The organism is uncultured Bradyrhizobium sp. (assembly GCF_936928535.1).
GTDB lineage: Bacteria > Pseudomonadota > Alphaproteobacteria > Rhizobiales > Xanthobacteraceae > Bradyrhizobium.
The window spans coordinates 1-20,350 of record NZ_CAKZHY010000031.1 but is presented as its reverse complement, the minus strand read 5'-3'; the positions used below and the strand labels follow the sequence as shown (position 1 = coordinate 20,350).

Annotated in this window: 20 protein-coding genes; 4 read left to right on the top strand and 16 right to left on the bottom strand. The window is 61.8% G+C overall.

The features are described 5' to 3' along the window. Positions 1-167: 167 nt before the first annotated feature. The 6 genes from Q0687_RS03970 to Q0687_RS03945 form a co-directional block, all read right to left on the bottom strand. Positions 168-1,004 (bottom strand): ATP-binding cassette domain-containing protein, encoded by an 837-nt coding sequence (locus Q0687_RS03970; RefSeq protein ID WP_298872531.1) that lies wholly within the window; start codon positions 1,002-1,004, stop codon positions 168-170. A 20-nt stretch (positions 1,005-1,024) separates the two neighbouring features. Then, the gene (ssuC, locus tag Q0687_RS03965) at positions 1,025-1,831 is read right to left on the bottom strand and encodes an aliphatic sulfonate ABC transporter permease SsuC (RefSeq protein WP_298872528.1); all 807 of its coding nucleotides are present in this window, start codon (positions 1,829-1,831) and stop codon (positions 1,025-1,027) included. Continuing rightward, positions 1,828-2,994 (bottom strand): FMNH2-dependent alkanesulfonate monooxygenase, encoded by a 1,167-nt coding sequence (gene ssuD / locus Q0687_RS03960; protein ID WP_298872525.1) that lies wholly within the window; start codon positions 2,992-2,994, stop codon positions 1,828-1,830. Before ssuD ends, ssuC begins: the two co-directional genes overlap by 4 nt. Continuing rightward, entirely contained in the window at positions 2,991-3,944 is a 954-nt protein-coding gene (locus tag Q0687_RS03955; protein ID WP_298872522.1) for a sulfonate ABC transporter substrate-binding protein, read from the bottom strand. Before Q0687_RS03955 ends, ssuD begins: the two co-directional genes overlap by 4 nt. A gap of 38 nt (positions 3,945-3,982) precedes the next feature. After that, positions 3,983-4,933 carry a sulfonate ABC transporter substrate-binding protein gene (locus Q0687_RS03950; RefSeq protein ID WP_298872520.1) on the bottom strand — a complete coding sequence of 317 codons (951 nt, stop codon included), beginning with the start codon at positions 4,931-4,933 and terminating at the stop codon, positions 3,983-3,985. Positions 4,934-5,148: 215 nt separating this feature from the next. Continuing rightward, the gene (locus Q0687_RS03945) at positions 5,149-6,315 is read right to left on the bottom strand and encodes a cytochrome P450 (protein ID WP_298872518.1); all 1,167 of its coding nucleotides are present in this window, start codon (positions 6,313-6,315) and stop codon (positions 5,149-5,151) included. Between the two features lie 170 nt (positions 6,316-6,485). Between Q0687_RS03945 and Q0687_RS03940 the strand changes: the two genes are divergently transcribed. Together Q0687_RS03940 and Q0687_RS03935 are read left to right on the top strand one after the other, a co-directional pair. Continuing rightward, positions 6,486-7,286, top strand: a complete 801-nt coding sequence (locus Q0687_RS03940; RefSeq protein WP_298872516.1) for an SMP-30/gluconolactonase/LRE family protein — start codon at positions 6,486-6,488, stop codon at positions 7,284-7,286. An 89-nt stretch (positions 7,287-7,375) separates the two neighbouring features. Continuing rightward, positions 7,376-8,266, top strand: coding sequence for an alpha/beta hydrolase (locus Q0687_RS03935; RefSeq protein WP_298872514.1), 891 nt, complete (start codon positions 7,376-7,378; stop codon positions 8,264-8,266). 192 nt (positions 8,267-8,458) lie between these two features. Here the strand turns inward: Q0687_RS03935 and Q0687_RS03930 are convergent, their stop codons facing one another. From Q0687_RS03930 to Q0687_RS03920, 3 genes are read right to left on the bottom strand one after another with little or no spacing between them, the layout of a single operon-like run. Next, positions 8,459-9,160 (bottom strand): aquaporin, encoded by a 702-nt coding sequence (locus tag Q0687_RS03930; protein ID WP_298872560.1) that lies wholly within the window; start codon positions 9,158-9,160, stop codon positions 8,459-8,461. Position 9,161: 1 nt separating this feature from the next. Then, positions 9,162-9,650, bottom strand: a complete 489-nt coding sequence (locus Q0687_RS03925; protein WP_298872511.1) for a DUF3237 domain-containing protein — start codon at positions 9,648-9,650, stop codon at positions 9,162-9,164. Between the two features lie 37 nt (positions 9,651-9,687). After that, a complete protein-coding gene (locus tag Q0687_RS03920; protein ID WP_298872509.1) occupies positions 9,688-10,131 on the bottom strand; it encodes a nuclear transport factor 2 family protein in 444 nt (147 codons plus the stop codon). Between the two features lie 112 nt (positions 10,132-10,243). On the opposite strand from Q0687_RS03920, the gene Q0687_RS03915 reads away from it, so the two are divergent. Next, complete coding sequence (locus Q0687_RS03915; protein ID WP_298872506.1) at positions 10,244-10,855, top strand: TetR/AcrR family transcriptional regulator; 612 nt, start codon at positions 10,244-10,246, stop codon at positions 10,853-10,855. 529 nt (positions 10,856-11,384) lie between these two features. On the opposite strand, the gene Q0687_RS03910 is transcribed toward Q0687_RS03915, so the two are convergent. From Q0687_RS03910 to Q0687_RS03890, 5 genes are all read right to left on the bottom strand, one after another. Beyond that, positions 11,385-11,876, bottom strand: a complete 492-nt coding sequence (locus tag Q0687_RS03910) for a hypothetical protein (protein WP_298872503.1) — start codon at positions 11,874-11,876, stop codon at positions 11,385-11,387. Positions 11,877-12,160: 284 nt separating this feature from the next. Continuing rightward, complete coding sequence (locus tag Q0687_RS03905; RefSeq protein WP_298872501.1) at positions 12,161-13,753, bottom strand: MASE4 domain-containing protein; 1,593 nt, start codon at positions 13,751-13,753, stop codon at positions 12,161-12,163. Positions 13,754-13,756: 3 nt separating this feature from the next. After that, complete coding sequence (locus tag Q0687_RS03900; RefSeq protein WP_298872500.1) at positions 13,757-14,782, bottom strand: DUF1254 domain-containing protein; 1,026 nt, start codon at positions 14,780-14,782, stop codon at positions 13,757-13,759. Positions 14,783-14,794: 12 nt separating this feature from the next. After that, entirely contained in the window at positions 14,795-15,745 is a 951-nt protein-coding gene (bla, locus tag Q0687_RS03895) for a subclass B3 metallo-beta-lactamase (RefSeq protein ID WP_298872498.1), read from the bottom strand. Positions 15,746-15,794: 49 nt separating this feature from the next. Further along, complete coding sequence (locus Q0687_RS03890) at positions 15,795-16,238, bottom strand: CBS domain-containing protein (protein ID WP_298872495.1); 444 nt, start codon at positions 16,236-16,238, stop codon at positions 15,795-15,797. Positions 16,239-16,509: 271 nt separating this feature from the next. Here Q0687_RS03890 and Q0687_RS03885 point away from each other — a divergent pair, with 271 nt between their 5' ends. Continuing rightward, entirely contained in the window at positions 16,510-18,336 is a 1,827-nt protein-coding gene (locus Q0687_RS03885; RefSeq protein WP_298872492.1) for a serine hydrolase, read from the top strand. Between the two features lie 16 nt (positions 18,337-18,352). Here Q0687_RS03885 and Q0687_RS03880 read toward each other — a convergent pair whose 3' ends face one another. Then, complete coding sequence (locus Q0687_RS03880; RefSeq protein ID WP_298872491.1) at positions 18,353-19,531, bottom strand: Gfo/Idh/MocA family oxidoreductase; 1,179 nt, start codon at positions 19,529-19,531, stop codon at positions 18,353-18,355. A gap of 12 nt (positions 19,532-19,543) precedes the next feature. Further along, positions 19,544-20,350 (bottom strand): sugar phosphate isomerase/epimerase family protein (locus Q0687_RS03875; RefSeq protein WP_298872488.1); only part of this gene is annotated, 807 nt, incomplete at its 5' end.

Below are 20,350 nucleotides of genomic sequence, written 5' to 3'. Positions count from 1 at the left end.
GCAGGCCCGATCCCGAAATCCCGGCCGAAACCAGAAACGCGAAAACAACCCCATGCACAGTAGGTCTGACGCCAAAATGAAAATTTCGCTTATCCGAAATTCTCTTGAACCCTCGGGCAAAACAGGTGCATGATGGCATCATGGCATGGTCCCGAAGCGGGGTCCCTCTAGGTGTGATCGTCCGCCGACAAAAGACGGCTCAGGATCGAGCCTTCGAGGCGCGCAAGTTCGGCCGAGCCGCGCTCGCGCGGGCGGATAGTGTTAACCATGACATCGTGGGCGATCCGGCCCTCGTCGATCACCAGCACACGATCGGCCAGGGCGACGGCTTCGGACACATCGTGCGTCACCAGGATCGCGGTAAAACCCTGGTCGCGCCAGACCCGCTCCAGGAGCCGCTGCATCGAGATCCGGGTCAATGCGTCGAGCGCGCCGAGCGGCTCGTCGAAGGCAAGCACGCGGGGGCGGGAGACCAGCGCGCGGGCCAGCGCGACGCGCTGCTTCTGGCCACCCGACAGCACCGACGGCCACTGGTCGCGCTTGTCCGCAAGCCCGACCTCGGCGAGCGCCTTCCCTGCGCGCGCATGGGCATCGCTGGATGCACAGTCGCGGCCGAGACCCACCTCGACGTTGGAGAGCACGCGCGCCCAGGGCAGCAGCCGCGGCTCCTGGAACATCACGCGGATGTCCTGAGGCAGGACATCGTCACCGAAACTGATGCTGCCGGCGTCGATCTTCTCCAGGCCTGCGATGAGACGCAGCAGGGTGCTCTTGCCGCAACCGCTCTTGCCGACGATCGCGACGAACTGGCCGGCGGGGATGTGCAGATCGATGCCGCGCAGCACCTCGTTATCGCCGAAGGATTTGCGCAAGCCCCGGATGTTCAGCGGCAGGCCGCTCGTCTGAACCCGGCGCTCCTCGCGCTCGAGGCGGGCCTGAGGTGCAAAACTGGCGCGGCTGGCGAGCTCGGTCTCGGAAAGGGCCGTACGAAGCACTGTCTGCATTTGATTCCCAGTATTTCTGCTCAACGTTTCCAATAGGCGGGGTGCCAGGAGAGCATCAGGCGCTCCAGCACGCGGGAGGCGGTGTCGGCGAGCTTGCCGAGCAGCGCGTAGATCAGGATCGAGAGCACGACGACGTCAATCAGCATGAACTCGCGCGCCTGCATCGCCATGTAGCCGAGGCCAGAGGACGCCGCGATGGTCTCGGCGACGATCAGGGTCAGCCACATGATGCCGAGCGCAAAGCGGATGCCGACGAAGATCGAGGGCAGCGCGCCCGGGAAGATGACGCGGCGGAACAGCTCGCCGTCCGTCATGCCATAGATGCGGCCCATCTCGATCAGTTGCGGATCGACGGTGCGGATGCCGTGCAGCGTGTTGAGATAGATCGGAAAGAACACGCCCAGTGCGACGAGAAACAGCTTTGCGCTCTCGTCAATGCCGAACCACAAGATGACAAGCGGGATCAGCGCCAGATGCGGCACGTTGCGCACCATCTGGAGCGTGGTATCGGTGAGTTTTGCCGAGAGCTGCGACAGGCCATTGGCGAGCCCGAAGGCGAAGCCGATGCTGCCGCCGATCAGGAAGCCGATCGAGGCGCGCCAGAATGAGACCCAGATGTTGCGGATGAGCTCGCCTGATAGCAGCAGCTTCCAGCCGGCGAGTGCGACATCGCTTGGCGCCGGTAACACGCGCACCGGCACGAAGCCGGTTACGCTTGCGACCTGCCAGACCACGACGATCGCGAGCGGCACGATCCACTGTACCAGACCCTCGACGCGCGGCAGGCGTATCTTGCGCGGGAGAAAGACCCTGTCGACGAGACTCATGATTGCGATACCCGATGCTGCGGACGGTAGTCGCTGCCGACGGTCTCGCCGAACGGACCGCCATTGAAATGCAGCTTGGTCACGTTGCTCGGCTGCTCCAGCGAGAGCAGCGGGAACACCAGCTCGGCGAAGCGATAGGCTTCCTCCAGATGCGGATAGCCCGACATGATGAAGGTATCGATGCCGATGTCCTGATACTCCCTGATGCGGGCGGCAACCGTCTGGGCGTCGCCGACCAGCGCAGTGCCGGCGCCGCCGCGCACGAGGCCGACGCCGGCCCAGAGGTTCGGCGCGATCTCGAGTTTGTCGCGCTTGCCCCCATGGAGCTGCGCCATGCGCTGCTGGCCGACCGAATCCATCCGCGCAAAGTTCTTTTGTGCGGTCGCGATGGTCTCGTCGCTGACATGCTTGATCAGTTCGCCCGCCGCGCGCCAGGCCTCCTCATTGGTTTCCCGGACGATCACGTGAAGACGGATACCGAAGGACAGCTTGCGACCGCGCGCGGCCGCGATATCCCGCACCTTCGCGATCTTCTCAGCAACTAGTGCCGGAGGCTCGCCCCAGGTGAGATATTTGTCGACGGTATCGACCGCGACATCGATGCCGGCATCCGACGAGCCGCCGAAATAGAGCGGAGGCCGAGGCGACTGCACTGGCGGGAACAGCAGCTTGCCGCCTTCGATGCGGATATGCTTGCCCTCGACATTGACGGTCTTGCCCGCGAGCAGATCGCTATAGACGCCCAGGAACTCGCGGGTGACCTCGTAGCGCTCGTCATGGCCGAGGAAAATGCCGTCGCCCTTGTTCTCGACGGGATCGCCGCCGGTGACGACATTGATCAGCAGCCGGCCATTGGTGATGCGATCGAGCGTCGCGGTCATGCGCGCGGCGACCGTCGGCGATTGCAGGCCGGGACGTACCGCGACGAGATAGCGCAGGCGCTCGGTGAACGGCGCCACGCTTGAGGCGACGATCCAGGAATCCTCGCAGGAACGCCCGGTCGGTAGCAGCACGCCGTAATAGCCGAGTTGGTCAGCGGCCTGCGCGATCTGGCGCAGATAGTTGAAATTGACCTCGCGGCCACCGATGCCCGTCCCGAGATAGCGGCCGTCGCCATGGGTCGGCAGGAACCAGAGGATGTTGGCGTTGGATTGCTTGCTCATGAACCTGGCCTCCGTGCCACGTCGGAAATCTTGATCGATTGGGGGATCAGGCCCAGGGCAAAGAACGCGTCGGCAACCTGCTGTTGATCGGCGATCACGGCATCGGTCAGCCGCTTGATGCCGTATGACTGCCGCTTCAGCGCGACCTCGACCACCGGGACGGACAGGCCGATGGCCGGAGCAAGTTGCTCGGCCACCGCATGGATGTCGCCCTTGGCCCAGTCGTCGACCGAGCTCAGTTCAGTGAGCACCGCGTCGACAAGGGCAGGGTTGACCTCGAGGAATTTCTTTGAGGAGAAATAGAACTGGTAGTTGGCGACGATGTCGGTGCCATCAGTGAGTGTGCGCGCACCGGTGGCCGCTTCGGCGGCCGCCTGGAACGGATCCCAGATCACCCAGGCATCGATCGCTCCGCGCTCGAAGGCAGCGCGCGCATCGGCCGGTGCCAGGAACACCGGCTCGATCTCCGAATACTTCACGCCTGCCTTCTCCAGTGCCTTGACCAGGAGATAGTGGACGTTGGAGCCCTTGTTCAGCGCGACCTTCTTGCCTTTGAGATCGGCCACCGATTTCAGCGGGCTGTCCTTGGGCACCAGGATGGCCTCGCCCTTCGGCGCCGGCGGCTCGTAGGCGACGTATTGGATCGGCGCGCCGGCGGCCTGTGCGAAGATCGGCGGCGCTTCGCCGGTGTTGCCGAAATCGATCGCGCCGACATTGAGCGCTTCGAGCAGCGGCGGGCCGGAGGGGAATTCCGTCCACACCACCTTGTAGCCGATGGTAGCGAGCTTTGGCTCCAGCGTACCCTTGCTCTTGAGCAAGACCAGCTTGCCGTACTTCTGGTAGCCGATGCGGACCACCTTGTCCTGACCATAGGACGTGCCGACCGCGGCGGCGACGATGCCGATCGACAGCACGATGGCCGCGATCACGCGCTGAAAGATGCGCCTCATGTTCAAACCCCTGTGCGTGGGAAGAGTGGTCGGCACGATCAGGTTGCCGTGCTGTGCCAGACGATGTCGCTGACGACGACCGGTTTCGGGATCAGGCCGAGCTTGTAGAAGCGGTCGGCGACGCCCTGCTGTGTTACGACGATGTCGTCGGTGACTGCGCCGATCACGAAATTGGCGCGGTCGGCCGCGACGGTCTGGATATCAAGCGGCACGCCGGTGATGGCGGCGAGCGACCTGGCGACTTCGTCGCGGTGCTCTTCGGCCCATTTGCCCGTCGCGGTCGTCACGTCGACGATCTGTTGCAGGATCGCGCCATGGTTCCTCGCGAAGTCGCGGTTGGCGATATAAAACGAATTGGTCCTGGTGACCTCGTGCGCATTGATCAGGATGCGGCCGTTCTGCCTGGTCTCGCCGATCGCAAAGTACGGATCCCAGATCGCCCAGGCCTCGATGCTGCCATTGGCAAAGGCGGGACCGGCATCCGGCGGCGTCAGATAGACCGGCGTGATGTCGGCGTAGGTGAGACCGGCCTTCTCAAGCGTCTGCACCACGAGATTGTGAGCGCTGGAGCCCTTGGTGAAGCCGATGCGCTTGCCCTTCAGGTCGGCAATCGAGCGGATCGGCGAATCCTTGGGCACCAGGATGCCCTGACCGTTGGTAATCGGCTGGCCGGCGGCGTAGACGATCGCAGCGCCCGCGGCTTGCGCGAACACCGGCGGAGAATCGCCAACCGCGCCGTAATCGACGCTGCCGACGTTCATCGCCTCCACCATCGGCGGACCCGAGGAAAACTCGACCCAGATCACCTCTATGCCCTGCGGGACAAAATGTTTTTCCAGAGTAGCCCGTTGGCGCGCGATGACCAGCACGCCGGTCTTCTGGTAGCCGATACGAATTTGCTTCAAGGCCCCTTGCGCGTTTGCTTGCGGGGCGAATGCGGCAGCGCCTGCCGCTCCGAGAGACAGTTTCAGGAAGTCCCGACGTTGCATTCCAAACTCCGGACGGCGTGCGGCCGTCATCATTCACGTTTCGAGAATGATGGTGCGGGTTATGAAAGCTGTCGAGACGTCCGGAAAAATAGCGATGCGTGCACTGCGCGCGAGGCGGCGCGCGTGATTAATCTTTCAAACGCGCGCAATGATGCAGAAGAGATTTTTCCGCACGCGATTGTGAGGCTGCGACAGATCGCGCCGGCGTGAACGGCCTAGTTCCAGCGCACCGGCAGATTCTGCAAGCCCCGGAACGCCCAGCCGCCGATCCGCACCGGCTCGTCTTCGGCAAGCTCGATCCGCCGCGCGCGTGCGAACACGGTCGGCAGCGCGACGTCGGCGATCATGGCGCGCGAGGCAAAGGCGCCGGCGCAGAAATGCGGACCGGCGCCGAAGGCGACGCTCCTCGAGGTGTCACGCCTGATGTCGAATTCGTCGGCGCGCTCAAAATGCTTCTCATCGCGATTGGCGGAACCGAACATCAGGAATACGCGCTCGTCCGTCTCGAACGACACGTCGCGGATCGACCACGGTTTTGCAATCCGCCGCGGCGACATGCCGATCGGCGAAATCCAGCGGGCATATTCCTCGAACGCCTGCAGCCACGACACCTCGCCCCTGCGCACGAGGTCGAGCTGCTCGGGATGCGTCAGCAGCGCCCACACCGTGCCTGATATCGCCTTGCGCGGCTCGTTCTGGCCGCCGGAGATCGCGAGTTTGACGTTCGCGCGCACGCTCTCCATGCTCATGCCGGAGGCAAGGAGCACGCCCAGAATGCTCTGGTCCGGGTTCTTGCGCATCACCGGCAGGATGTCGTCGATCGCAGCATCGATGCCCGACGTTGCCGCATGGCAGCGCGCCTCGACCGCGGGATCACCGCCATAATTGGCGATGCCCTCGATCATGCCCTGCGACCAGGCATCCATGTCGGCAAAGCCGATATTGGTGAGGCCGGTGATCGATTTGAGGCATTCGCCGGAGAACGGCAGCGCGAAGTCGCGCATGAAATCGATCCGGCTGCCGATGTCGATGCCATCGAGAATACGATCCGCATGGGCCTGGAACAGCGCGGTCCAGTGCGTTTTCACCGTCTTCGGCGACACCGTCGGGAACATCGCGCGGCGCTCGACCTGATGCGCCTCGCCGTCCTTGCGCATCATGTTGTGGCCCATCAGCCGGTTCATCAGGCCGGCGGGCTGGTGCGAGGAGAACACGTCGATCTGCTTCTCCGAGATCGAGATGTCGTCGCGGGTCGTGAGCAGCGTCGAGCCGAGTTGCGGCACGAAAGCGATCGGCGCCTCCTTGCGCAGCTTCGCAAGCGTCGGATAGGGGTCGGCCCAGAACCCGATGGGGTCGATGTCGATGTGCGGCGCAGTGCTCAAGTTTCGCTCCCCTTACCAATCCCGGCAAGCTAGCGCATTCAGGAGCCTCCGTCTGTCCCTCGCGATCGGAACGGCCTCGGGAACGGGGTCTTCGAAGTCGCACAAAAAACATTTGCCCGGTGTCGGAATCCTCTGCCCCCGACCGTCCTTTGGCCTCAAGGAGACATTCCATGACGCAGTCGCATGAGGTTTCGATCGTCGCCCGTGATCGCGGGCTGGTTGAGTCGCCGCGCTGGCACGATGGCCAGTTTTGGTTTGCCGACTGGACGGCTGGGGAAATTCTATCGATCAACGACCAGGGCGCGTGCCAGGTGCAGGCGCGTGCGCCGGCACCGCCCTTGTGCTTTGATTTCGCTGCCGACGGGGACATGCTGATCGTTTCGTCGGCAGACGGAGCGCTGCTCAAGCAGAAGGCCGGCGGCGGGCGCACCGTTTTTGCAAAACTCGGACCTGGCATGTGGAACGAGATCGTGGTGGATGGGCGCGGCAATACCTATGTCAACGGTCCATCCTTGCTGCTCATTTCGCCTGACGGCCAGGTCTCGCAGGAAGCCGAAGGATTCGCGTTTCCCAATGGGATGGCGGTATTCCCCGACAACCGCACGCTCGTTGTGGCGGAGTCGCATGCAAAGAGGCTGACCGCGTTCGATGTTGCGACAGATGGCGGTCTGTCAGGCCGCCGCGTCTGGGCACTGCTCGAAGGACCACCAGACGGCATCTGCATCGATCAAGAGGGCGCCATTTGGTACGCCGACGTTCCGAACGCATACTGCCGACGGGTCAAGGAGGGAGGCGAGGTGCTGGATGAGGTGCGTCTCGACCGCGGCGCATTTTCCTGCGCGCTGGGAGGACCTTCGCGGCAAACGTTGATGATCACCGCAGCGAAATGGTTTGGAATGGACCGAATGGCCGACATCGCGGGCACCGGGCAAATTGTCATGCATGCTGTATCTGTCGCCGGCGCTGGGTGACCATGACGCCCGAGAATTCGCGCCGGTTCCCGGAACAACTCAGCCCGCCATATCGAATAAGACGCATGACCTGAACAAGGACGCGCACTATGTTCGTCGGCTTTGAATCCCGTCTGGTAGACCTCGAAGCTGCGCCAATCTTTGCGAGGATCGCGGGGAACGGCCCCCCGCTCCTCCTGTTGCACGGCTTTCCTGAAACCCATTTGATGTGGCGGGATATTGCGCCCATTCTGGCACAACAATTCACGGTGGTCTGGGCCGATCTCCGCGGGTATGGACGCAGCGGCACTCCGGCATCAGCCGCCGATCACGGCCCTTACGCCAAGCGTGCGATGGCTGAAGACATGGTCGAGCTCATGAAGAGGTTTGGTCATGACCGCTTCATGGTTGCCGGGCACGACCGCGGCGGACGCGTCGCCTATCGCATGGCTCTTGACTGTCCGTCCGTTGTCCAAAAGCTTGCCGTTCTCGACATCATCCCGACGGCGGATGCGTGGGACCGCGCCGATGCCCGCCTTGCATTGAGCTTTTGGCCGTGGAGCCTGCTTGCCCAACCCGCGCCACTCCCGGAGGAGATGATCGGCGCCGCGCCAGATGCCGTGATCCAAAGCGCTCTATCGGCCTGGGGCTCCCCATCCTCGACCTTCCCGCAAGAGGTTCGCGCCAACTATGCGGCAATGCTGGGTGACCGCGAGCATCTGCATGCGATCTGCGAGGAATACCGTGCGGCCGCAACACTCGACCGCGATCACGATGCTGCCGATCGCAACGCCGGAAGGAAAATTTTGTGTCCGGTTCTCACACTTTGGAGCGGCAGCGGCGGACTGGCAAACTGGTACGATCGAGAAGGCGGTCCATTGGCGATCTGGCGCGAATGGTCCGAAAATGTGGAAGGCCGTGCAATGGCGGGTGGGCACTTCTTCCCTGAAGAGTTTCCGTCGCGTACGGCCGAGGAATTGGCCGGCTTCTTTGAAGCCTAGGGCTGGCGAGGTCCGCGCATGCCGTCGTCCAGGCCAGACTAGCGACATCCGCCGCCGGCGTCTGTCGCTAGCGACGGGGATGGAGTTGCGGTTCCGGTATCAAATCGACCGGCCCCCCGGCACCTGACGTCTACCTGCAACAGGCGCTATCCACCGGGGACACTGCCTCGACCTCGGTTCGCGTCGAGGGTCTCAATCGGCGTTTCGGACGGGCAGCAACCAGCGGAAAACAATGATCGCGACGGCGGCACCAAGGACCTCCGCCGCTATGAAGCCGAGAATATCCTGCGGTCTTATACCTGCGAAAGAGTTCGTAAATGCGCGCGCGATGGTCACGGCTGGATTGGCAAAGTCCGTGGCCGTGAAGCAGAAGGCGCCACCGATATAGGCGGCGACAACGCCAGCCACTGACGCCGGGCGAAGCCGCGAGCAGATCCAGATCGCCCCGAGCAATCCGAACGTCGAGACGAACTCGCTCAACAGGTTTGAAAACCCGCTTCGGTCATTGACCGAGAAGGAAAAGACCGGCGCTGCAAACATGGCATTCGCGACACCCACGCCCACCACGGCACCGACGAGTTGAACAAGAACGTAGGCGGCTCCCGTTCGCGCGGGCAAATCGCCTCGGATGACAAAGGCGATCGTCACCAGAGGATTGAAATGAGCTCCGGACAACGGCCCCAACCACTCAACCAGTGCATAGAGGGCCGCGGCTGTCGAGAGTGCATTGGCAATGAGCGCGACGGCAGTGTTGCCCTCCGCCAGCCGTACCCCGAGAATACCGGAGCCCACGACGGCCATCAGAAGGAAGGATGTGCCGATCCCTTCCGCGACGAGCTTGTGTGGCAAAGTGAAATCGGCAGAAGGAGACGTCGAGCTCTCGCTTCCGGTCACGTCAGACAATTTGAAAAATCCTGTACGCCACGGCGCCCTCGACCAGATATCCGGTCCCGATGCACACGATGTCATTCATCCAGGCGTATGCTGTCGACCCAGTCTCGAACAAGGGTTGCGTGCGGAAATAGTAGCGCAAGGGGTCGACGTTGTACCGCTTGACGGGGTCGGCCATGTCGGCCCTCACCTCGGGCGGCGTTATCCAGCGGCCGCCGTAAGTCATGTAGATCAAATCGTTGTCGTGCGTCCGCAGGGTCAGCCGCACGTCAAGCGCCATCGCCCCGTCGGGTCGAAACAGGGCCCAGTCGCCGCCGCCCGCGAGCACCTCACCACGCACGCGCTCGCCGCTGAACGTCCCCCCAGCGGCGCCGAAAAGTACGCGCCGGCCAACCGGCGTCTCGCCAAAGGACAGACGTGGATCGAGATCGACGACGATGTCGAACAAGGGCACGGTCTTGATATCAGCAACCGGTTTTATGCGGGTATCCATCGCAGCTCATCCTCCAAAGCGTGTGAATTGCAGCCGGTCAGGCGGCGACAGCAGCTTCGCTAAACAGCCGTCGGCGAACCTGATCCGTGGAGACGCCCGACTGTGCGCACAAGGCCGAGAGATCGAAGAAGAAGTATTCGCTCGCAATCAGGTCATTGCGAAAGGTGAAGCGGATGAAGACCGGAAGCTCTGCCCGGTTTCCGTTGGGCGTGACGCCGAAACGATCTCCCGTCATGGTCATCCGAACCCGGCCCCAACAGACCAGCGTCTCGCCGTCATTGGCGTGACCGGACAGGACGACGTTGTAGTCAGGGAACGACTTGAAAAAGCGCGCCAGCGCCGCCTCGTTTTCCGCGAGCCCCCTGGCGCACGTGCCGAACGCCGGTCCCTCGAGCAGCATATACTTGTCGAGCAGCGTCAGCGCGGCAGCAACGTCTTGCCGGCTCTTGGCGAGCGCCAGTTGCTGCGCCAGTTCGAACATCCGATGTCCGTCCATTCCCGGGCTCCTTCATCGACATACCAATAGCATATCACATACCGTCTGTATGTGATATTTGTTTTGCACCTGATATGTCAAGCTGTATGTAGTCGCCATGGAGACATCATCGACCGATCAGCGAACCCGCCGTGAGGAATATGCGGAGGCGACCCGGCAAGCCCTGCTCGCCGCGGGCCAGGACATGTTCGCGCGGGAGGGCTATCAAGCCGCCGGCATCGAGGCGATTTCCAGGGCGGCAAGGGTGACGCGCGGCGCGTTCTATCATCACTTCGACGACAAGAAGGCCCTGTTCGACGCCGTCGTCGTTTCGCTCCAATCCGAAGCCGCCGCACGGGTGCAGGAGATCTCAAAAGGGAAAGCGAAACTCTGGGACCGCCTCTACACCGGCATCGATGCGTATCTCGATGTTTCGATCGAGCCTGCTTATGCGCGCATCGTGGTTCAGGAAGCGCCGGTCGTGCTCGGCAGTGCCCGCTTTGCCGAGATTGAGGAAAAGTATCCGATGGCGCTTCTGAAGGCCACCTTGAAGGTCCTCAAGCGCGAAGGCGAGCTGATTTTCGACGACATCGACCTGCTTGGACGCATGCTCGATGCGATCATTTGCGAGTTGTCGATCATGCTTCCGGCATCGGCCGACCCGAGAAAAACCCGCGCGCGCGGCCGCAAGATCATCGAGGGAATGCTGGACTCATTTCGTCGAAAGTGACCGCGGCGAGTTCGAGGAGGCACTCCGTATCCGCTGAGGGCCAGGAGCGCCGGCCCGGCACAATCAAGCCGGCGTCCGCTTGCGCCACATCCTGAAAGAGCTCAGCCTGAGGAAGTGTCTTCCGAGTTTGCTCGACAGTCTCGCAAGCGACTGCCACGATGTTGGCAATGGTCCGCCAGAGGTCTATGGCCGGGGAGATAACGAACCTGGCGTTGTACCCGGTTGCTGCTATCTTTCGCGCAAGGCAAAGAGACGTTCATGAAAATCGTTCTCCTCACATTTGTCGCATCGGCCGTCCTCGCCTGGGCCGCCACGACCTCCAGTCAAGCCTCGCCGGCCTATGTCCGGCAGACCGGCCTACCCTGCAACGCCTGTCATGAAAGACCTCCTGCGCTCAATCAAAATGGCAAGGATTTCAAAGCAAACGGCGACCGCTGTAGCGACCCTAGGTGCGAGGCATACCGCCGGCACACTAGTCCGTTTGATCCCCATGCCGCCCAACCTTGATGCCTCAGCATCGACAGCGACGCTACTCGGAATAATAGCTCTGCTCAAACCGATTGAAGCCAACAGGCTTCGTCGTCCACTTGAGGGTCTTACCCGACAGAGAAGCCAGGGCACCTGATGCGAGCCTGATTGCGGCTTTACCCGCGGCATCATTGCCGAGCGGCTTACCTTCCGCCATCGCCAGCGCGCCGGTGCCTTCAAGCAACTGGGCTACTGCAATCCCTCCAGGAGTTCGGTGCGTTGTTGAAGCCGCCAGAAAAGTCGATTTACCGCCCTGCCACTCGATAGCAGCGTTGCCGGTCATTATTGCGCCCTTGAACAATCCGTCTATACCGACGCAGGAATACTGCGCGGTCTGAACGGCATGATCAGGAATATCCCCTACAGGCTCAGGCACACTTGGACCAACGATGGTGCATTGATAGCGGCCAACCATATCGGCATGTGCAATACCCGCCGATCCGATCAGAGCCGATGCTGACCATATCAATGCCTTGAGCATGCGCTTCGCCATTGCTGTTCTCCTTGGTGAGAGTCGCAAAGAAGGCTAGCTACGCCCTGTCTGCAATGAGTTGATATGAGTCAAGATCGCAACCAGAACACGCGCAGTTTCTTCGTGGGGCCGGCGCTACTACGTGGACCTCATCGAAAGCCGACGGGCCCGCCAGTTCCGCCGCGGGAATTAAGCAAGAGCCTTGCATGGCACGGGTCGGTGCATCTCGTTGGGCAACCGCTCGGCCGTGTTCGCTGTATTCTCTGCTGTAGGCTTGATTGTTGGAGCCGCGCTGCCAGACCTATCTATCTAACAACAGGCAGCGTGATCTCGAATGTCGAACCCTTCGGCCCCGATGTGCCGAGAACCAATCTGCCCTCATACCTCTCGATGATCGTGCGGCATATCGCCAATCCCAATCCCATGCCCTCTGGCTTTGTTGTAAAGAACGCGTCGAATACGCGGTCCCGATCCTGCAGGGACACTCCGGCGCCGGTATCCTGGATGGACAGAAGAACGAACGGACCTGGCTCGATCCGCGTGCCAATGCTCAATCGGCGGCCGTTGCTGGGAGTGGCGGCCATCGCATCGACGGCGTTCTTGATCAAGTTCAGTATGACCTGCTGCACCTGAACGGGATCGGCATGTACGAAAGGCGCTTCGGCCCGGAACTCCGTCACGACAAGAACTTCGTTAAGCTGCATGTCGTGCTGCAACAGCCGCAACACCTGACGCACAACGTCCTCGATGCTAATCATGGACGGTTGATCGGTCGCATCCTTGAACAGCCTGCGAATGCTGGTAATCGTCTCGCTCACCCTGAAGCTGGCATCTCCAATGTCCCTGAGAATGGCACTTACCTCCTCGAGCCGGGGAGGTTGTGCAACAAGCTCCTGCTGAGCGGCGTCTGCGTTCAGCGTGATTGCTCCCAACGGCGACTTGATCTCGTGAGCAATCGCCGCGGTGGCTGCATCTATGCTCACGAAGCGATTGGCCCGCTCGCGCCGCTGCAACACCAAGGCGTTAGCCAGCCGCGAATAGAGCACGATCATCTCCGTAACCAGTACCGACAGCAGCATGCAGCTTGCGATCAAGGCAAATCCGCGAGCGGTGTACCAACCCAGGGAAAATCGAGCCGAGCCCGCGTATGCCGCAACCAGAAAGTTAGGAACTGCTGCAAACAACGTGACCATCAGCCAAAGATCGATCACCGTGCGCCTGCGGACAAAGAGCACCACGAGCACAACGCACCCCAGTAACGTGAGGCCGACGTTGAATTGATTGCTGAGTGGCGTTTGCATCATGAGCCCCGTCGTGAAGAACTTCGGCAGATGCTCGACCTTGCTTATCACCAGCCACGACAACAGCGCTATCGTCCCGACTACAAATATCAGCGTGATTGCGATGTCTGCCGACGTCGACCCTCGCGATATCTTTGCTTTGTCCTTGAGCAGCGCATAGAAAAGCATGCTCAACGGAAATGTGGTGTACCAAAGCACGAAGAACCAAGCCGGAGTATTGTAGACGTCACCTATGAGCCCGTTGGGTGCATAGCTGCCTGGAAAACTCAAGGTCTGCAGGAAGGCAAACGAGCCGGCGAAGATGTATCCGCTCGCTACGGCCAGTAACGCGCGGTGCGGCTGCACCGAATATTGAGCGAACAACAGGGTCGCTGTCAGCAGATCAGCTGCGCTCAATACCGTCTGAACAGCGGGAAGAAAGCTGTCAACCTTGCCAACTTGCAGGCTCACGAAAGGAGCAAGAAGCGCTGAAACGATCAAGATAACCGCCACGACACCAACAGCCACCGCTTGGTGTCGCGGGGTGTAGGGCATCAATGCAACGACCATCGGAGCGTCGTGATCTGCAGCGAGTGCAAACTGACGAGTATCCGCCATCCATCACGTCGCCGGTTGTGCCTCGGGCAGCTTCCAGCTCCCGTCGAGGACCTGCTTGCGGGGCCTGTACAGCCGCATCGTGAAATTCCATCCCTCCACGATTGGCAGGCAGTTCCGCGTTGCCTTCTCGCAGCCGCCGAACTGGATCACGTAGGCGCCGCTCGCATCCGGCTTGGCCGTCAGGTTGTTGAGCGAGTAGGCGCCGAGCTCGTTCTTTTCGAAGAAGCCCTGCCCGTTGTAGACGCTGATCGACCAGAAGCCGTCGACCGGCACATCCTTGAGCGTCAGGCGATAGACGGTCTTGCCGTCGTTCTTCGGCGGGAAGACGCTCTGGTAGTCCGCCGCGTAGCGCGGGTTGCCGCCCCAGCCGATCGCGGTCCCGATGAGATGATCGATCGGATCGACCTCGTCCTTCCTTCCGAAGCGGTCGACCGTCCCGCCGAGCGACCCGAGGCTCTCGAGCGCGGCCCTGGCCTTGGTCTGCGACGCCTGGTCCCAATTCGGCACCTCGAACTTGCCGACGCCCGCCTGCCGCACCTCGATCGCGTCCTGCACGGCGTTCGCGGCTTTCACGTCCTGCGGGTCCTCCGGATTGGCCAGCGTGCGGATGATGACGTAGACGTAGCGGGTACCGACCTTGTTCCTGTCGTAGGTGAAGGTGCCGGGGCCGTAGGCCACCTCGGTCGTGTAGTGATCCTGCGAGACCACCTGCATCGACATGAAGCGCTTGCCGGCGTCCGGCAGCTTGATCGTGAGCGGGGCCGCGTCGAGATCGAACACGCCCTGCGAGTACAGCGTGTCGCGGTTCATGCGGACCACGTCCTGCTTGTCGATGGACGCCATTTCGCGCCGATGCGTGAGCTTGCCGAACGAGCCGTCGTCGACCGCGGCCTTCCGGAAGTAGAGGTCGGTCTCCGCGCGGACGAAGTTGTGGACGTTGACCGCGCTGGGTTTGGCATCCTGAGCGATTGCCGCAGTTGCGGAGACCAGCAGCACGAGGGCAAAGACCGGACGGAACGGAGAGTTCATCGCCGCAACTCCTTACTTTGACGCCGCCTTGGGGACGCCGAGTTCCTCGTCGACCTCGTCCTCGAACGCGCGCTTCTTGTCAGCGATGAAGCGCCGATAGCCCTCCGGATCGATCCATGCGTTGACGCCCTCCGTCTCCGCCCGCTTCCGCTTGCCTTCCAAATCGTAATACTCGTTGTGCTGTGCCAGCCAGATATCCGGCTTGATCATCTCGAGCGCGTGGTGCGTGTTGCGGTAGTCGTCCTGGATGCCGGGGTACGAAGGATTCTTCGCCACGCGGTAGCCGGGGTTGAAGCCTGCGCCGTCCGGGAAGGCGACGATGTACGCCTTGCCGTCGACGACCAGGTTGACGATCCACGTGGTCGCTCCCCGCGTGTGGCCCGGGGTGTGGTAGGCGGTGAGCAGGATGTCACCCATCCTGATCTGGTCGCCATCGCGCAGCACCCGGTCGACCTTCACGCCTTCGTAGGCGAAGTCGTTCGCGTACTTGAAATCGTCCTTGTCGCCGCTCTCCATCGCGGCAACATCGTCCTTCATGACGGCCAGTTGCGCCCCCGTCAGCTTCTTCATGAAAGCGAAGGCGCCGGCGTGATCGATGTGCGCGTGGCCGTTGATCATCAACTTGATGTCTTCCGGCTTGAATCCGAGCTTGCGGATCGAGTCCACGATCATCGGTCCCGAGGACGGCATCCCCGTGTTCATCAGGATGTTCCCCTCCGACGTGGTGAACAGGAAGACGCCGAGGCCCTTGGTCCCCACGAAATAAATCGGGCCTACGATCCGCACCGGCTCGGCGGGCTCCTCCCATTTGAGGACCTTCTTGGCAAGCGAAATGAACAAGTTGTTGTCGTTCGCGAGCTGCTCTTTGGACGGCGCGTTCGGCGGCAGTGTCTGAGCCGCGGCCGGCCCGGCGAGTGTCACAAGGAGCGTCGAGGCTATGATTGCGCGAAGTGGGGGCGACATTTTGTTCTTCCCTCTCATACGCGGGGGCGACGGCACCGCGGTTCGTCTGTCAGCCCCCGGGGCCATCCTTCATGATGTAACCCATCAGGTCGTCCACGTTGTGCTCCAAATCCCGGATGATGTTCTTGACGACGTCCCCGACGGAGATGACGCCCACGACCTTGCCCACGTTCAGCACCGGCAGGTGGCGAAAACCACGCGTAGCCATCATCGCCATGCAGGCGTCCAGCGGAACGTCTTGCGTGATTGTCACGGGGTTGCCCGTCATCACCTGGCCCACCGGCGTCTGCTTCGCATCGAGCCCGGGCAGCAGCACTTTGATGGCGCAGTCGCCCTGGGTCACGATGCCGACCAGCAAATCGTCGTCGATGACCAGCACCGACCGGACCCGGTTGTCGCGCATCTTGCGCAAGGCTTCGATGACCATGTCGCCGGAACGTACATGGATCAGGGCGCCACTCTTCTGCGCCAGAACGCTTTTCACCGTGCTCATTGATCTGCCCCCGTGGGTCTTGTTCTGCCTCGCCTTGATTGTCCGCATTGAAGGATAGTCGAAATAACTCGCCGCGTCAGCACCGCGCCCGATGCCGCAAAGACCAAAATGGGTGGCGCAGGATCAAGCAGCTCATCCGCAACACATCTTACGGTTGTCTTTGCGGCGATTCCATACATAATTGCCGACAGAACATTCGCGAGAGCCGAAACCGCCCATCGCGACCAGCGGCATCCACCGTGTTGCAGTGAGCTGACGTGATCATGGTCGAGTGGCTTTCAGCTGCGCACCGATTTGTGACATCGCCGCCCCTCAGCACTGCGTCCGTACCGCGGAGATTCTGAGCTCAATCAGGGAAACGGTTATGCTCATTAGAATTGTTGCGACGGCTTTTGCGGCGCTGTGTCTTTCGACAGCAAGCGTCGTCGGCGCTCAATCGGACTCCCCGTCCTCCGCGATATCAAGTGATGGCACCCGGGAGCGCGCTGTGGATCAGCTGTTCGCCCGATGGGCCGAACCGAACTCACCCGGCGCCGTAATCGCTGTCCTTCAGGACGGCAAGATCGTCTATAGCCAGGGTTATGGCGCAGCCAATCTGGAGCATGGTGTGCCCAACACGCCGGCAACCGTGTTCCACCTGGCATCGGTCTCCAAGCAGTTCACCGCCTTCGCGGTTTATCTACTCGCTCACGAAGGGAAATTGTCGCTGGATGACGACGTTCGCAAATATGTGCCGAAGTTGCACGATTTCGATACGCCGATAACGATACGCCAACTGCTTCATCACACCAGCGGAATCCGGGACCAGTGGAATCTCCTGGCGCTCGCGGGGTGGCGGCTCGACGACGAGATCACGGACGATGATGTCGCGCATCTGCTGTATCAACAGACCGAGTTGAACTTCCCGCCAGGCGATCAGTTTCTCTACAGCAACAGCGGCTACACGCTGCTCGCGATGGTCGTGAAGCAGGTGTCCGGCAAAACGCTGTCCGAGTTCGCGAAGCAGCGCATCTTCGACCCTCTCGGCATGTCTCATACACACTTCCAGGACAAATACGGCATCGTCGTCAAGGACCGGGCCTATTCCTATGGGCGGCAAGCGGATGGCAAATACGGGTACATTGCGCTGAGCTATTCGACAGTCGGACCTTCAAGCCTGTTTTCAACGGTCGGCGACCTGGCGCGCTGGGATGAGAACTTCTACACCGGAGATGTCGGCGGCCTGGCGCTGCTCGCCGAGATGCAGGAGAAGGGTAAGCTCAACAGCGGCAAGGAGATCAACTACGCGTCGGGCCTGACCATCGGAAGATATCGCGGGCTCAGGACGGTCGAGCATGCCGGCGGCGATGCCGCATACCGGACCAATATTCTGAGGTTTCCAGACCAGCATTTCTCGGTCGTGGTCCTGGCAAATGCGGGGGATCTGACCCCCGCCGCGCTCTCGTTCAGAATTGCCGACATCTATCTCAAGGAACTGCTCAGGCCTGTGCCTGACAAGCCGGTCCTTGAAGACAAGCCGGAAGTCACTGTCGACCCCAAGATCCTCGATGCCTATGTGGGCGACTATGAACTCAGACCGGGATTCATCATTTCCATCAGCAAAGATAATGACCATCTCGCTGCGCGCGCGACTGGCCAGCCATCATTTCCAATGTACGCGGTCTCCAACACCGCTTTCCGCCTGAGGGTGGTTCCCGCCGAGATCGTCTTCGACGACGTCGTGCAAGGCGAAACGGCGCAGAGAGCGATCCTGCACCAGAACGGCGCGAATCTTCCTCTAAAACGGATCAGCATCACCAAGCCTGCAGCAGACCGGCTCAAGGCGTACGAGGGCCACTACTACAGCGCAGAGCTCGGCGTCATCTATGACGTATTCATTCGCGAGAACGTGCTGATGGTCCACTACCCCCGAGGCGAGGTCGACCTGCAACCCGCCGGGGTTGACGCGTTCACGACAGGCTTTCCGATCGGAAATCTGAAGTTCGCATGCGCAGACGATGGCAAGTGCAATGAAATGTCGATCGATGACGGCCGCGTCAAGCAGCTGCGATTCGGCAAGATCTCGCTCGATCCGATCGGCGCGAGATCGTCGCAATGATCCAGGAATGCGGGCTCTATCGACCGACGCGGACCCAGGTGCCATTGGCGGCGGATGATTTCACCGCGGCGTCAATGAACCTCATGCCGGCGAGGCCATCATACACCGTTGGATAGATCACCGCCGGATCGGGTTTGACGCCGGCCGTGGCGGCGCGAATTGTCCGTGCGGCTTCGGCATAGATGGTCGCAAATCCTTCGAGATAGCCTTCGGGGTGACCCGACGGCACGCGGGTGACGCGGCCGGCCTGCGGTAACGCGCCGGCGCCTCCACGGGTCAGCAATTGCTTCGGCTGGCCGTAGGGCGTGAACCAGAGATAGTTGGGATCGGACTGAGCCCATTCGAGGCCGCCCTTGGTGCCGTGGACGCGCAGCTTCAATCCATTCTCATTGCCGACCGCGACCTGACTGGCCCAGAGCATGCCCTTGGCGCCCCCCTTCCACCGCAGAAGAATCTGGACGTCATCGTCGAGCTGCCGTCCCGGCACGAAGGTCGAGAGCTGGGCGAGCAGCTCGTCTAGCTCGAGCCCGCTGACGAAGCAGGCGAGATGATAGGCATGGGTCCCGATATCGCCGATGCAGCCGCCGGCGCCGGAGCGGGCCGGATCGGTGCGCCACGCCGCCTGCTTCTGGCCGGTGGCCTCCAGCCGCTCCGTCAGCCAGTCCTGGAGATATTCGGCCTGAACCAGCCTGATCTCGCCGAGATCGCCGGATGCCACCATGGCGCGGGCCTGGCGGATCATCGGATAGCCCGCGTAATTGTGCGTGACGACGAAGACCTTGCCGGACTTCTCCACCAGCGCCGCCAGTTCCTCCGCCTCCAAGACAGTCGTCGTCAGCGGCTTGTCACAGATCACGTGGATGCCGGCTTCGAGGAAGGCCTTTGCCACCGGCGCATGCATGTGATTGGGCGTGACGATCGAGACCGCCTCGATGCCGTCGGCGCGGGCGGCTTCTGCTCTCGCCATCTCCTCAAAGCCGCCATAGGCGCGGTCCGCGGGTATGCCGAGCTCCTTGGCCGAAGCTTTGGCGCAGGCGGGATCCGAAGAGAGCGCACCGGCCACGAGCTCGAACTGATCATCGATCCTGAAAGCGATGCGATGGACCGCACCGATGAACGCCCCCTGCCCGCCGCCGACCATCCCGAGCCGGATACGGCGGTGTACCCCGGTCTCACCAGCTGCTTCGATTGTCATCTGTTGCCTCGCTCAGGAGATGCCAAGCATCTTGCGGTTCATCTCGACGTCGGTGCCGGCACCGGCGAAGTCGTCGAACGCCTTTTCGGTGACGCGAATGATATGGTTCCTGATGAACTCGGCACCCTCGCGCGCACCGTCCTCGGGATGCTTCAGCGCGCATTCCCATTCGAGCACGGCCCAGCTGTCGTAATCATATTGCGTCAGCTTCGAGAACACCGCACCGAAATCGATTTGCCCGTCGCCCGGCGATCGGAAGCGGCCCGCCCGGTTCACCCAGCTCTGGAAGCCGCCATAGACGCCCTGTCGTCCCGTCGGGTTGAACTCGGCGTCCTTGACGTGGAAGGCCTTGATGCGCTCGTGATAGATGTCGATGTAATCGAGATAGTCGAGCTGCTGCAGCACGAAGTGCGAGGGATCATAGAGCAGGTTCGCCCGCGCATGGTTGTTCACCCGTTCCAGGAACATCTCGTAGGAGACGCCGTCGTGGAGATCTTCGCCGGGGTGGATTTCATAGGCGATGTCGACGCCGTGCGTGTCGGCCTCGTCGAGGATCGGCCGCCAACGCCTCGCGAGTTCGTCGAAGGCCTGCTCGACAAGGCCGGGCGGGCGCTGCGGCCATGGATAGATATAGGGCCAGGCGAGCGCACCCGAGAAGGTCGCGTGCACGCTCAACCCAAGCCGCTTTGACGCGCGGATTGCGGATCTGACCTGGTCAACGGCCCATTCGGTGCGCGCTTTCGGATTGCCTCGCGCTTCAGGCACGGCGAAGCCGTCGAACACGGCGTCGTAGGCCGGATGAACCGCAACGAGCTGGCC